The following is a 14,292-nucleotide window of genomic DNA, read 5'->3' as shown; positions in this document are numbered from 1 at the left end:
TTTAATCTGTTTCTGGATATTGTTTTACTAGCGCTTTCTCTTCTTTTAACGTCCTGAAAAGAGTCATCAGAGAAGGAGGCTTATGCCCTGCTTTTTTTTGCAGGTAACCAATCTTATATAGTGTTTTATATTGAAAAAGCAGCGTATTAAAAATCTCTGAAAGTGGTGTTTTACTATCCCAGATATGAGTCGCCTCACTGCTTGCCCCATTTATTTCGATAATTTGAAAGTCCTCACCTTTCATCAGGCTATCGATTTCTTTGAACTTGATATCTAATCTTCCATAATGAAAACCTTCAAAATCATCAAATATTTCATCCAGCTTTCTGGTTAAACCATCAGAGATATATTGATTGCCATTTTTGAATATCGAACCACGACTGTGGCTACCGGCAAAAGCAAGCTGAAATTTTTGTCCAATAGGAATGACGGTGTTTAGTTTCTCTGTGTGTCTGGAGCGGTAGAGATGTGATATCTGGCTTGCTCTTTCATCTATATCAATCAGTTCGCTTAAGGTGTTCTTTCCATCTCCTACAACAAACGGTGCGTACTTTAAGGTTATAGAAAATATCTGTCCTTTAGATTCGCCCGGATAACGCATCCAAAAGACACCGGCTTCAGCTTCGTAGTCTGACTTTTTCTGAAGCAAATAATCTGCACCAGCAGGAAAGCTCTTAATATAGTTTTTAAGCTGCAGGTCGTTTTTAATCAGTTTTACTCCTGCACCACGGCAACCTCTGTCGGGTTTAGCAACCAGGGGTAGGTTAGTTTGCTTTCTGCTATCGCATCTTTGGCATCTCGATACTGTAGCTCTGTATCACTATTGTTTCGTCTTTGCGTGGTGAAAGGAAGAATCCATTCTTTTGCGTCAGTTCCAGCAAGCTCGAGGATCTCTTTTTTGGATTCACCGACCATACCACTTAACCAAATAGAAGGATTAGCGACTAAAGGTAAGCAAATGCCTCGGTAACGTAGACTGTGCCACAAACTTTGCACCAGAACGGGTGCATAGAAAAACCAGGTGGGCCAGAACTCGTATTTTGAAACCGCAGGTCCTGAGGTGTCCATTTTAGGCATGCCTGAGTTGACGGCTGGAGTTAGTTGGAAAGGTATCACGTTGTTGGTATCTCTGGTGGTTTGAGAATTGTTTTTAGTTAATGCTCTCACGCGGACACTCCTTGTCTGTTGTTAGCACGTTTTGAAATTGAAGTCCGGGCGGTTGTTCGATTCAGCAGCCAGAGCAAAACAAGCGCTACTGGGGCGATGACCCACTTCCATTGGCTGTCTTGTAACCAGCTGACGGAACCTAACTGGTAGATACAAAAGAAGATGATGACAGTCCAAACTGCGGTAGCTACCAGAACTGAAAACAGAAAATAAACAAAGTTAACTTTAAACAAACCGCTAAGTGTGAAACCCAAAGTCCGGAGTCCTGGTATAAAGCGAATGATGGCTATGTTTATGAAAGGCCGGGTAAGCAGTTTTTTTCTGACATAACGCATCTGCTTATTAGTCAGTAGTTTTAATCGTAGAGCACGCCACTTAGAAGCTATCATTCCAGCGCCATATAAAGCGGCGTCTCCACTGGCGATTCCGATGAAAATAGCGATAAGAGCGTACTCGGCCGGAAGCGCGTTGTCGGCGGCAAGCAGAGCTGCGGTTATGATGGCGAGATCTTCTAGAAGATAAGAAAGTAAAATAATAGTCACCATCAGGCTGAAAGTGCCAGATACTCCTAACCAGTTATTTACGTTTGCTATCCATTCCATAATTACACTCAATCATTTTATTTGCCCTACAGTAGACCCAGCGTTTCGGATAAATCTTTCAACTAAATTGAAAAGTTTAAAAAATCTTTATTCCTGGTGTTAAAAACAAGCAAATAGAGTTACCTTAACAACTTCAGTATAAACAACGGTAAATAAAGGCTAGGCGCTAAGTCTTCTAGGAAAACAGTTAAATGAATTTTTCGCTTCTCGGTGTATTTATTCCGACTTTCTTTTTTGTATCTATTACTCCAGGCATGTGTATGACCCTGGCACTTAGCCTCGGTATGAGTATTGGATATAGGCGTACATTGTGGATGATGGCGGGGGAGGTAGTCGGTGTTGCATTAGTCTCGGTTGCCGCGGTACTGGGAATTGCCGCTGTCATGCTTAATTACCCATGGCTGTTTGTTGCTTTTAAAGCCATTGGGGCTAGTTATCTGTTTTTTCTCGGGGTTCAAATGTGGCTATCAAGAGGGAAACTAGCGATAACAGAAGAGACCACGCAGGTAGAGTCTGGAAGCGACTGGGAATTGGTCGTGCAGGGTTTTGTCACTGCGATTGCTAATCCGAAGGGCTGGGCGTTCATGATTTCTCTTTTGCCACCATTTATCGATCATAGTAAGCCAATAACACTGCAGTTGGTGTTACTAGTTGGCATTATTATGATCTCTGAGTTTATCTGTATGACACTCTATGCCACTGGCGGTAAAGGTCTGAAAAGGGTGCTTGGCCACTCAAAGAATGTGCGCTTTATGAATAGAATTTCTGGCACGCTTATGATGGGTGTAGGTGTGTGGCTGTTTGTTTCTTAAACTTTACTCCTTAGCTCGATTAATTCTCTAATTAATGATGAATGTCATCACTATGTACTTGCATTGTGTATCTGGTGATTATACTATGTATATACATTTTGATTTTGGGGAGAGTGTTTATGAAACCAGAAAAAATAGAATATCAAGTATTTGGCCTTCTAGAGCGTATTTGCTTGTTCTCATTAACAGTAATAGGCCTTGTTTTCACACTAGCTTAAGTCTGAAGCGCAAAAAAACCGCCATTTGGCGGTTTGCTTGTTTTAGAAGGGGCTGTCTTTATCAAGTTGGCTGCATATATCCACGATAGCCAACGACATTCCTGACTTTATTACCTGTCTTTGTCTTTGCATCTGTAGCTGATAGAACTCCTGGTCATCATCTTCTTCTGGTTCAGTAATCGTCACCATGGAGATTCCCATCTTTTGTGCGGACTTAAGCTTTTTCAGTGGTTCCAGAACATTCACATCCGTGAACTCATATTCTGTAGCATCGTTATTAAGCGTATTCCTGAGTTTGATGATGTCTTCGATATCATGGTATACGTCATCAGGTAACACACCTAATCCGAAAAGTAATTTGAGTCTTACTGAGAGGTTTCCGAGAGGACCGGAGTCATGAAGAAGAGGGCCGACAACTGATTGAACCGCAAAATCGTCTTTACGGAATACACGTTGTATCAACGCGTCTAAAGATTCATTAAAGACATCCACCGCTGCTATGAAAAAGCCTCTAACGTTTGGTGCGGCGTTAAGTCTTTCAATTATCTCTGATTCGCTGATTGTATCTGTCATATATATTACGTTTAAAAGTCAATCCGAAGAGGCCGGTGAAACCTCTCCGGACTGCTTCTTTAGTTTATGTGACAGTACAGGGCTTCAACCTGAATTGCTTCCTTACTGTCTTCACTTAACCCAGTATACTTAGCAAGTGTCTTTCTGATTCCTGCTTCTTCTAAAGACTGCTGCAGTTCAACTGCTTGTGGGTCATCTTCATTTTTATATTTTAGCGCAGCCGCGACACCTTTTAACAGTGTATCGTTAGACGTACCATACTCGATTGTACCGTTAAGTGGTTTGATCAAACGATCGTTTTCGCTAAGTTTTCGAATTGGTTGTCTTCCAACACGATCTACCTCATCAACAAGGTATGGGTTTGCGAAGCGGCCAAGAATCTTTTCAATATAAGCGGCATGAGCTTCGCGGTCAAAGCCATAGCGGTTAATTAATACTTCACCACTCTCTTCCATCGCAGTTTTCACTTCACTGCGGATTTCTGGGTTTTCAATGGCTTCGCGAATTGTCTCGTGACCCTTTAGGCAGCCAAGGTATGCTGTAACACAGTGACCCGTGTTAAGAGTAAACAGTTTGCGCTCAACAAATGCCATTAGATTGTCAGTTTTTTCCATCCCAGCAATCTCTGGAATGTCACCTTTAAACTGAGTTTCATCTACGATCCACTCACTAAAGGTTTCAACGGTTACAGCCAGAGGATTCTCTTCGCCTTCTTCTGCTGGTGGAACAATGCGGTCTACCGCAGAGTCAACAAATCCTACTAACTCCTCTGCTTGCGCTTTAATATCATCAGTTAATAGTTCAAATACTGCCGCTTTTAACTGACTGGTTCCACGAACCATGTTTTCACAAGCAATAATGTTTAAGGGTGTATTGATACCATTTTCAAGACGTTTTTCAATACCTTGAGCAACAGTTTTAGCAATTATTTTCAAAACCGTAGGACCAACAGCTGTGGTCACTAAATCTGACTCGGCTATAAGGTTAACGACCTCTGGAGAAGTAGAGTTAATTGCTGTAACACCAGTTACCATTTCAACTACGCACTCTTCGCCTACCACTTTAACCGGATATTCGTTCTTTTCTATTAGTCCGTTAACAACAACTTCGTTTACATCCGCAAATGTTACTTCGATACCAGCGTCTGCAAGTAATTTACCAATAAAACCACGGCCGATGTTGCCTGCGCCAAAATGTAGAGCTTTCATGAGTTTTTTCCTACAAAAATTTTAAAAAAAGGTCAGCCGACATGGGGGAGGAACTGACCTTATTCACTTAAGGAGCTATGATGAACTAATCAGTTGATTAGCTGTTTAGGATTCGCAGCACATCTTCCGGATTCGATGTTGTCTGCAAACAGTTAACCGCCTCTTCATCATCAAGTGAATTCGTTATTGCGGTGATTACCTGAATATGTTCGTCACCTTGTGCAGCGATACCGATTACCATCTTCGCTACATCGTCTTCGTCTTCACCCCACTGAACGCCTTCAGGGAACTGACAGAAAACGATACCCGTCTTTTGAACATATTGTTTGGCTTCAATCGTGCCGTGTGGAACAGCGATTGATTCACCTAAGTAAGTTGAAACAAGTTCTTCACGAGCTAGCATGCCTTCAACATACTCTGGAGCTACATTTCCAAGCTTTACAAGCTGTTCACCAGCAAACCTGATTACCTCTTCCTTGGTTTCAGCTTTCATTCCTAGAAAGATGTTCTCATTAGAAAGCTTTAGCGTTTTTTCCTCGTCGCTAGAGCTTACGGTTGCGTCTACTGGTGCATCAGGCTTTTTTGCAGATACCAGCTCAGCAACAAGATTGTCGTACAGCGCATTATCCAGGAAGTTAGATAATGAGATGTGCTTTGCTTGCCCTGCGTGTTGACGTGCACGGTCAGTTAGATCCTGGTGTGTAACAACGATATCTACGTCACCTGGAAGGTTGTTGATTGCAAGGTTAGTTACTTCAATACCAAGGTTAGCAGCGTCTACTTTCTTACGAAGAAGGCTTGCACCCATTGCGCTTGAACCCATACCAGCGTCACACGCTACGATTATTTTCTTAACCGCACCCATGTCTACTGCTGCTTCTGAAGCTGCCGCAGCACCTTTAGAGCTTGCTTTCATGTCAGCCATTTGAGCTGAAGCCGCTTCTAGAGAATCTTCTTCGTCGTCAGTTTGTTTCTGAGTCTTCATCAGTAGAGAAGCTACGAAGAAGGTTACTGCTGCAGATGCGATTACCGATAGGATTACACCGACAAATGCTGCTTTAGGAGTCATCAGTAATACTGCGAAGATAGAACCAGGTGATGCTGGAGATACAAGACCTGCATCAAACATTACGTTTACAGCTACACCAGTCGCGCCACCAGCAATCATTGCAAGGATTAGGCGTGGGTTCATAAGTACGTATGGGAAGTAAATTTCGTGGATACCGCCCAGGAAGTGGATGATCGCTGCGCCAGGTGCTGACTGCTTAGCGTTACCTTTACCAAACATCATGTAAGCAAGTAGAAGACCTAAACCAGGACCTGGGTTTGCTTCGATTAGGAAGAAGATAGATTTACCAAGCTCTTCAGACTGCTGGATACCCAGTGGAGAGAAGATACCGTGGTTGATTGCGTTGTTCAGGAACAGGATTTTCGCAGGCTCTACAAAAAGTGATGTTAGAGGAAGGATGCCTGTTTCAACTAGAACGTTTACGCCTGCTGCTAAACCGTTAGACAGTACTTTTACTGCTGGGCCAACAACTACGTATGCGATGATCGCACAGATCATACCGATGATACCGGCAGAGAAGTTGTTAACTAGCATTTCGAAGCCGCTCTTCACTTTACCGTGAACTGCTTCGTCAAATTTCTTGATTGCCCAGCCACCAGCAGGACCAACAATCATTGCTCCCATAAACATTGGGATGTCCGTACCAACGATAACACCCATTGTTGTGATAGCACCTACAACCGCACCGCGGTCGCCGCCAACCATTTTACCACCGGTGTAACCGATAAGTAGTGGAAGCAGGAATTTGATCATTGGGCCAACCATGCTTGCTAGTGTTTCATTTGGTAGCCAGCCAGTTGGGATGAATAGTGCAGTAATGAAACCCCACGCAATGAATGCGCCGATGTTTGGCATTACCATGTTTGATAGAAAACGACCAAAGCTTTGGACTTTGACCTTCGCTCCAGGTGTTAGCATAAGAGTACCCCGTTCGATGTTCTGAAATTGTGTTTAGTTGATGTATTGCGAGTTATTTGGCTCGCTGATTAATTAGTACAATTTCAATCTAACACATCATTTTCAGAACGCACGAGCTGGAGCTTTAATGTGACATTTATCACCTTAATTAATATTGGCCTGGTATTTTAAAGTGATCCGTGTCACATAAATGACAGGTTAATTTATTACAAATTGTATAAAATCAAAATGTCAACAAAAATAAAGCGCTTGATATCACAGAATGGAATCGATTAAATTGTATTCTTATGGTGATCATTGTCACATAAACGCAAAGACAATAAATTTTACAAAATAATAATGTGATCGAAATCACTATGTTTTATTTATTTTATAGTGTGAAATAAATAAGGCATGATTTAGAGGCTGTTTCTGTAATTAAATTACAATAGTGACATAGATCACGCTAGGCATATTGACGAAGTTTGGAATAGCGCTGCTTTAATTGTATTATTAAATGAGGTGCTAAGGGGCAAAAAAACGCCATACCAATCTTGTGAAATAAAGGGAAGTGCTCACAAGCTGGCTATGGCGCTAAACGCAAATAGAGTGTCTATTCAAAATGAAAAGTGAGTGAAATGGTTGGGCTTTCACTCGGGTACAAAGTTAGTACTTAAATAAGGAGTAAATATGGAGAAAATTAGGAGAAGGGTGCGTGAGTACTCATATTAACGATCTGGTCGATATTAATTACAAGTAGTTACATCTACAATAATTATCAGTCTTAAGGTATACAAGGAAGAGACATAAATATGCTAAGTCCTTCTATCAAGCTTAAAGTTCAGAGCTTTGGTCGATTTTTAACAAACATGTTCTTGCCTAATATAGGTGCTTTTATTATTTGGGGCTTTATTGCTGCTCTGTTCCAGGATCAAGGCTGGCTTCCAAATGAAGCATTAGCTCAGCTCGTCGATCCTATGATCATCTATTTACTTCCATTACTTATTGGCTATTCTGGAGGAAAGTTGGTTGGTGGAGAGCGCGGTGCTATCGTAGGAGCAGCAACAACCATGGGGGCGATCGTTGGTACTGATATACCGATGTTCCTCGGTGCTATGGTCGTTGGCCCTGCTGGTGGTTATGCGATTAAACAGGTTGATAAGCTACTTGAAGGCAAAATCAAAAGTGGCTTTGAAATGTTGGTCAACAACCTTACCGCCGGAGTGGTTGGCCTTTTATGTACCATATTCGCTTTCTATCTGGTTGGGCCGTTTATTGCTATTATCGCTGGCTTTATCACAATGTCACTCAAGTTCTTGATTGAAATGGGGTTACTACCTCTGACTTCAATCTTTGTTGAGCCAGCAAAAGTGATGTTCCTAAACAATGCTATTAACCACGGTATCTTCTCTCCACTAGGTATCCAGCAATCGGTAGAAGAAGGCAAATCGATATTCTTTCTTATCGAAGCCAATCCAGGGCCAGGCATAGGTATGTTGCTAGCCTATATCGTGTTTGGACAGCGAACCATGCAGAGAAGCGGTGCAGGGGCCGCCGTTATTCATTTCTTCGGTGGGATACATGAGGTTTACTTCCCCTATGTATTTATGTACCCAAGGATGATACTTGCGCTTATTGCTGGTGGTATGACGGGCGTTTTTGTTCTTAGTTTCTTTGATGCCGGTTTAGTTAGCCCCGCTTCGCCAGGTTCTATCTTTGCCGTAATGCTAATGGCACCACAGTCATCAATGTTTGGAGTGTTACTGGCTGTTGTCTCTTCTGCAGCAGTTTCATTTGCTGTCGCTTCTACCTTGATTAAGACTAAAAAACCAGACCCGGAGGAGTAATCCCTTTCTTCTTCACACTCTCTGCATACTTTCTGCTTATTGTCTGAGTAATCTAAAATAGAACTTATGCAGGGGGTGATATGAAATCCAGCAATTCTTTTTTTCAAAATTATTTAAACCGTTGGCTTATATGCTAACGGCTTTCTCGTTTGCTGCCTCTGTGCAGGCCGCACTGCAACCTCAAAATCTATCTTATCCGGTGATAGACACAAACCAGACCCGATGTCTTGGTTTAAAAGATACTCTTTCCAGTTGTCCGGTTCCCGGAGGTGAAACTTATGGGCAGGATTCGCAATATTTGGGGTTTCAGCCGAGTTATTCCGACAACCAAAATGGCACGGTTACCGACAACATTACTCAATTAGTTTGGGCTCAAACCATTGATATCAATAGTGATGGCAAGATTACTGCCGCCGATAAGCTTAACTATGGTGATGCTCTTGCTTATGCCAGAACCCTAGAGCTAGCGGGCTATAGCGACTGGCGACTACCCACGATAAAAGAGCTCTATTCTTTGATGATGTTTGATGGCCAGGATCCAAGTGGTATTGCTGGTAAAAAGGGTAATGTGTCAATTATGCCTTTTATCAACCACCAATACTTTGGGTTTAACTCCGGCGATACAGAAGCCGGAGAGCGCCTGATTGACTCGCAATATGTCAGCAGTACCAAGTATGTTTCCACTACAATGAAAGGTGATGAAACCGTATTTGGAGTCAACTTTATTGACGGAAGAATTAAGGGATATGGAACAAGTTCACCGAGGGGAGGAGATAAGACGTTTTATGTCTTAGTAGTTCGTGGCAATACGGACTACGGTATCAATGATTACAAGGATAACGGAAACGGCACCATTACAGATAAGGCAACGGGGCTGACATGGCAGCAAAATGACAGTGAAATGAGTATGGATTGGCCTACGGCGCTTTCTTATTGTGAAAATCTAAATCTGGCAGGCCGATCAAATTGGCGCTTACCTAACGCTAAAGAGCTACAGTCGATAGTTAATTATACAAAATCTCCTGACACTTCTAACAGCGCAGCTATCGATCCTCTATTCACAACAACATCAATCGTAAACGAAGCCGGGAAGCTGGATTATGCAAATTATTGGAGCAGTACTACTCACCAAAATCTCAATAATTCTAAAAATGCTGTCTATATTGCTTTTGGGCGCTCACTTGGTTACATGGGTAATAGTTGGATGGATGTTCATGGCGCAGGGTCGCAGCGCAGTGACCCGAAAGTGAGCGATGGAAAAGACTACTCACAAGGCCACGGCCCACAAGGGGATGCGGTTCGAACTCAGAACTATGCCAGGTGTGTAACGGACTCAAACACCCATTTTGTACAAAATCCACAACCTCAAACCAGAGAGTCAAAGGTCTATACACTTACAGGCAAAGAAACCAGAACATCGTCTAAGCCAAATCGTAAATCCAGTTCTCTGCCCGATATGGGCGTTAAAAGAGAGATGCCTTCTGGAAAGCATTCTTCGTCAGATCTGATTTCGAAAATGGATAGAAACGGTGATGGTAAGCTCTCTAAAAGCGAAGCTAAAGGACCAATTGCCAGGGACTTTGACCGCTTCGACATAAACAATGATGGATATTTAGACGCTTCTGAAATTCCTGAACCACCAGAAAGAGGGCGGAGATAGCGTGGCGCTCTTTGTTCTTATACTTTAACGGAGAGTCACTAGAGTATAGAATACGTGCCTCAATTTTTTGATGAGCATGAATCATGGATACCAGTAAATTTGAAATACTCGCGCCCGGTGGCGATGCAGACTCAATAAAAGCAGCGATTGTCGCAGGTGCGGACGCTGTTTATTGTGGTCTGGATAGGTTTAACGCCAGAAATCGCGCGACTAACTTGTCCATGGATCAGCTTAATGAAGTCGTGAATCTTGCTCATCAGCACGAGTGCAAGATATTCGTTACGCTCAACATCATGATTTTAGAGCCAGAAATAGCAGCTGTTATTGCAATGCTAAACCGCTTGCTGAATACCGAAATCGATGGCGTGATTGTTCAGGATCTTGGTTTGGCTTATATCATCAAGCAGTTCTATCCTCAGCTTGATATGCATGCTTCGACTCAGATGAACACCCACAACGAAGGCCAGATAAAGTTCCTGCATAAGTTTGGTGTTAGCAGAGTTAACTTGTCTCGTGAGCTCAGCCAGCCGGAGATAAAACGCCTGGCGACATTTGGTAAAAAGCTAAATGTATTGATGGAAGTATTTGTACATGGTTCATATTGCATAGGTTTCTCTGGGTTGTGCTATGTAAGCTCAGTTCGAAATGGGGCATCTGGCAACCGTGGACGATGCAGTCAGCCATGTAGAGATGAGTATCAGATTACAGAAACCGGTTCTCGTTACCCGCTGAATATGAAAGATAACTCTGCTTATCTCGATCTGGAGGCACTCGCGGATGCTGGAGTTTACTCACTCAAAATTGAAGGCAGGATAAAAGGTTCACACTACGTTTATACAACAGTGAACAACTGGCGAAATCAGGTCGATCGTTATTGTAATTCTGAGGAATTATCTGAAGACCGTTCAGAGCTTTATACTGTATACAATCGCGACTTCTCAGATGGGTACCTGAAGGGGGACATCAGTGAAGATATGTTCATTGAAAACCCTAGAGATCACTCTACGGATCACTTTGTCTCTCTCAAAGGAGATACAAGCCCGCAAGCCAGAGAAGAAGTTAAACAGCAGCTCTACGATGCTAAAACTAGCATTATTGATACAACAGAGCGAAAAATCGCAGAGTTGAATACAACCGCGCCAGTCGTCAGTGAAGAATTCCTGTCAAGAAAGGGAATAGATAAAACCCGGGTGCTGCGCACTTTGCTAGGGGCTAGTGAACCTAAGCAGGAGCAAGCTCGTTTGTCTGTACTTATCTCTGATACAGATAGTATTCCACAAGCAGAAGACGTTGATCTGTTTTTCCAACTGCCGTCAAACCTATCTCGGTTCTTAGATTCAATGATGAACTGTTTTGCTGCCAACCCTTCAATGACAGCGGTTTTTCCTGCGATATTGATCGATCAAGACTATGACGCAGCACTGGAATTTTTAAAACTGGCTCAGCCTAAGCAGGTTATATTGAACAATACTGGTCTGGTAGAGGCGGTTAATGAATTAGGTATTTCATGGATTGCCGGGCCACAACTCAATATTGCCAACTCGTTCGCGTTAAAAGCTTTAACAGAGGAGTTTCACTGCTCAGGTGCATTTATCTCAAACGAGATTAATGCGACACAAATGAAGAAGCTTGTTGCTCCTGAAGGTTTCAGGCTTTTCTATAGCTTATATCACCCTTCATCGATTATGGTGAGTCGTCAGTGCCTGTTCCAGCAAAGCACTGGCTGTAAGAAGATGCGTATCAACAAAGGCTGTTTACCTCGCTGTAGCAAGCACACGTCTATCATCAATCTAAAAGATTCGCCTTATATCGTGGATAAGCAGAAAGGTGATTACAACCACCTGTATAGCCAGTATCACAAACTGAATACGGATATAGTGACTGATATGAAAGATCTGTACTCAGACTTTATGATCGACCTGAGGGATATCCAAACAGAAACTAAGGTGGATATCAATAACGAAGAGCTTATTACCCGCTTCAAACAGCTTCTGAGTGGCGATGAAAATGCCGCCGAGAATATTCGACGGCATGTATACCCAACGGCAAACTCTCAGTACCGTAAGGGGCTCTAAATCATTTGTCTGCCGGAAAGACGACACCTGTCTGCTTACGAATCTCTGTAATGACCTCAGACACTTCCAGAGAGCGCTGAACAGCTGCGTCTTGCATCTCTCCTGTCTGTATTTGCTCGGCAAACTCAATCGCTTCATAGAGCATTGAGTTTTCAGCTTGTTCCAGAGAGATGAAATCGTGCTCGCGTCCTTTTTTCTTTATCATGAATCCAGTGCACTCAGAGAAGTGGTCTATGATAATTGCCCCGTCTTCTCCCTGAATCTCACTTGGGATCACACCATCTGAGACTTTGGAGTGCTGGATAGTAACCACAAAGTTTTCGTAAGTCAGCACCGCTGTGCCGTGGGCATCTACACCAGAATCAAGCAGCTTAGCCGAAGACACAATCGAATCAGGTTTGCCAAACAGAGATACCGCTGTTGCAACACAGTAGTAACCGATATCCATGATCGAGCCATTGGAAAAATCAGGGTTGAATGTGTTTGGATTTTGTCCGGATAGGTACTTCTTATAACGAGATGAGTACTGGCAATAGCTCAGATACACATTACGAAGCCTGCCTACTTCCGGAAGGTTACGTTTTAACTCAATAAAATTCGGAAGAAACTCGGTCTTGAACGCCTCAAACAGCACAACTCCGTTGGTTTTCGCGGCTTGATACATTCTGGTTGTTTCATCTAAGTTTGAAGCAATTGGCTTTTCACATATCACGTGCTTGCCGTTCGACATCATCAAACAAGCCTGTTCACAGTGGAGGCTATTCGGTGAGGCGATGTAGATTGCGTCGATCGAAGGATCTTTAGCGAGGGTTTCAAGCTCGTCATAAAAACGACAATCTTCACTTTGGAGTTCTGTGGCAAAGTGTTGCGCGTTGGTTTTATCGCGGGAATAAATCCCGGCTAATTGAAATAATTCTGATTCCAGTGCGGCTTCAACAAATTTTTCTGTAATCCAGTTTGTGCCTATTACGGCAAGATTAATCATATTTAGTTCGCTTTAATTTATCTGGTTATTGTTAGCCAATCTAAAAGCTTCTTCGGCCAATTGGTAGTAGTTGGTGCGTTTTCTTCTCGTTTTGATTTACCATGATAATAACTAGCAAGAAGCTCGGTTCGGAGCTCTTGTGACTCCGAGTTTAGTGCATTTGCTAACATATCAGCACTCTGCTGCGCGTGGTCATTGGCCAGGCTGAAATCCATGTTCAGATAGCCCTGAACCATTAACCAGAGTTTTGTCACAAGAGATAGTTCAATAAGGGCGTCAGCTTCAAACTTGTGTGCCTGCTGGTGGCCAACGGTATCAGCAAATACGTCATTCATTCCCTTGATAGCATCAATCTGAGGCTCTAGCTTAGCAACAGCTTCAATATGAGACTTGGTTAGAAGTCCCAGTAGCAACATAACGGGAGATTTATCGGCTTTTTCATCGCACAGCTTATCGAAAAAATCCGCTTTATTCTCTACAGCTGTTGCAAAAAGCTGCGCTTCTTTTGTAGAGAGGTGCAGGGTATCAACTCCGGCGACTTCTAACTGTTGCTTTAGGTTGCTAACAATAATTTCCGACATGTCTATTTCCCTTTTAATGTCACTACTTCTATTTCATGCTCACCTTCCGGTGTTGAAATAAAAAGCGAGCTACCACTTATCATCACAGACAACTCCATTGTACGGGATATATTAGTGCTAAGCTGTTGAATATCATCTGATGTAAACTGATAAACACTTACCTTACTAAAGTCTAGTTTAGTCTGATTTTGTTGCCACCAGATGTCACTCTTTCTATTAAAACTGTAGATAATTACTTTGTCTGCAATTCTTGTTGCTTTCTTTACCCTTTCTGAATCAGGCTCACCAACTTCTATCCAGGTGTTTATCTTATCATCAAGTGTCTTTTGCCAGAGATCAGGCTCGTCAACGGTTGAGAGCCCTTTGGTAAACATAAGTTCTGGTGAAGCATTCAGGCAGTAGCTTAGTACACGAACCAGCATGCGTGATGTGTTTTCCGAAGGGTGTTGAGCAACGGTTAGTGCCAGTGAGTCGTAGTAGTCTCGATTGATATCAGATAGAGAGATGCGAAATTTGAAAATCGTCGGTTTTAGTGCCAAGTGGTGATCCTAAACTTATTGAGCGTGTAAAAAAATAGCCAGTCGCATGCGACTGGCTA

Annotated in this window: 10 protein-coding genes and 2 pseudogenes; 4 read left to right on the top strand and 8 right to left on the bottom strand. The window is 42.7% G+C overall.

Going from position 1 to position 14,292, the window contains the following annotated elements; all coding sequences use genetic code 11:
• Position 1: 1 nt before the first annotated feature.
• Together P7F88_RS07450 and P7F88_RS07445 are read right to left on the bottom strand one after the other, a co-directional pair.
• Positions 2-1,077, bottom strand: a pseudogene (locus P7F88_RS07450) (D-alanine--D-alanine ligase).
• An 86-nt stretch (positions 1,078-1,163) separates the two neighbouring features.
• Positions 1,164-1,769, bottom strand: coding sequence for a DedA family protein (locus P7F88_RS07445; protein WP_277823311.1), 606 nt, complete (start codon positions 1,767-1,769; stop codon positions 1,164-1,166).
• Positions 1,770-1,960: 191 nt separating this feature from the next.
• Between P7F88_RS07445 and P7F88_RS07440 the strand changes: the two genes are divergently transcribed.
• Complete coding sequence (locus tag P7F88_RS07440; RefSeq protein WP_277823309.1) at positions 1,961-2,581, top strand: LysE family translocator; 621 nt, start codon at positions 1,961-1,963, stop codon at positions 2,579-2,581.
• A 260-nt stretch (positions 2,582-2,841) separates the two neighbouring features.
• On the opposite strand, the gene P7F88_RS07435 is transcribed toward P7F88_RS07440, so the two are convergent.
• The 3 genes from P7F88_RS07435 to P7F88_RS07425 form a co-directional block, all read right to left on the bottom strand.
• On the bottom strand, positions 2,842-3,372 hold the full coding sequence (locus P7F88_RS07435; protein ID WP_277823307.1) for an MltR family transcriptional regulator: 531 nt from the start codon (positions 3,370-3,372) through the stop codon (positions 2,842-2,844).
• Positions 3,373-3,431: 59 nt separating this feature from the next.
• Positions 3,432-4,580, bottom strand: a complete 1,149-nt coding sequence (locus P7F88_RS07430) for a mannitol-1-phosphate 5-dehydrogenase (RefSeq protein WP_277823305.1) — start codon at positions 4,578-4,580, stop codon at positions 3,432-3,434.
• 97 nt (positions 4,581-4,677) lie between these two features.
• Positions 4,678-6,567, bottom strand: a complete 1,890-nt coding sequence (locus tag P7F88_RS07425; RefSeq protein ID WP_277823303.1) for a PTS mannitol transporter subunit IICBA — start codon at positions 6,565-6,567, stop codon at positions 4,678-4,680.
• A gap of 791 nt (positions 6,568-7,358) precedes the next feature.
• Here P7F88_RS07425 and mtlA point away from each other — a divergent pair.
• From mtlA to P7F88_RS07410, 3 genes and pseudogenes are all read left to right on the top strand, one after another.
• A pseudogene (mtlA, locus tag P7F88_RS07420) lies at positions 7,359-8,390 on the top strand (mannitol-specific PTS transporter subunit IIC); the annotation flags it as partial.
• A 133-nt stretch (positions 8,391-8,523) separates the two neighbouring features.
• Positions 8,524-10,053, top strand: a complete 1,530-nt coding sequence (locus tag P7F88_RS07415) for an Lcl domain-containing protein (protein ID WP_277823301.1) — start codon at positions 8,524-8,526, stop codon at positions 10,051-10,053.
• 83 nt (positions 10,054-10,136) lie between these two features.
• Positions 10,137-12,128, top strand: a complete 1,992-nt coding sequence (locus P7F88_RS07410; protein ID WP_277823299.1) for a peptidase U32 family protein — start codon at positions 10,137-10,139, stop codon at positions 12,126-12,128.
• 1 nt (position 12,129) lies between these two features.
• Here P7F88_RS07410 and P7F88_RS07405 read toward each other — a convergent pair whose 3' ends face one another.
• Genes P7F88_RS07405 through P7F88_RS07395 form a run of 3 tightly spaced genes read right to left on the bottom strand, consistent with a single transcriptional unit; the run spans position 12,130 to position 14,233 of the window.
• Positions 12,130-13,113: a Gfo/Idh/MocA family protein gene (locus P7F88_RS07405; RefSeq protein WP_277823297.1), complete on the bottom strand. Its 984-nt coding sequence runs from the start codon at positions 13,111-13,113 to the stop codon at positions 12,130-12,132.
• Between the two features lie 17 nt (positions 13,114-13,130).
• Positions 13,131-13,694 carry a hypothetical protein gene (locus P7F88_RS07400; protein ID WP_277823295.1) on the bottom strand — a complete coding sequence of 188 codons (564 nt, stop codon included), beginning with the start codon at positions 13,692-13,694 and terminating at the stop codon, positions 13,131-13,133.
• A 2-nt stretch (positions 13,695-13,696) separates the two neighbouring features.
• A complete protein-coding gene (locus tag P7F88_RS07395; protein WP_277823293.1) occupies positions 13,697-14,233 on the bottom strand; it encodes a YaeQ family protein in 537 nt (178 codons plus the stop codon).
• Between the last annotated feature and the right edge of the window lie 59 nt (positions 14,234-14,292).

This window comes from Vibrio hannami, assembly GCF_029589055.1.
GTDB classification, from domain to species: Bacteria; Pseudomonadota; Gammaproteobacteria; order Enterobacterales; family Vibrionaceae; genus Vibrio; species Vibrio hannami.
This window is presented reverse-complemented; position numbering and strand designations above follow the sequence as displayed.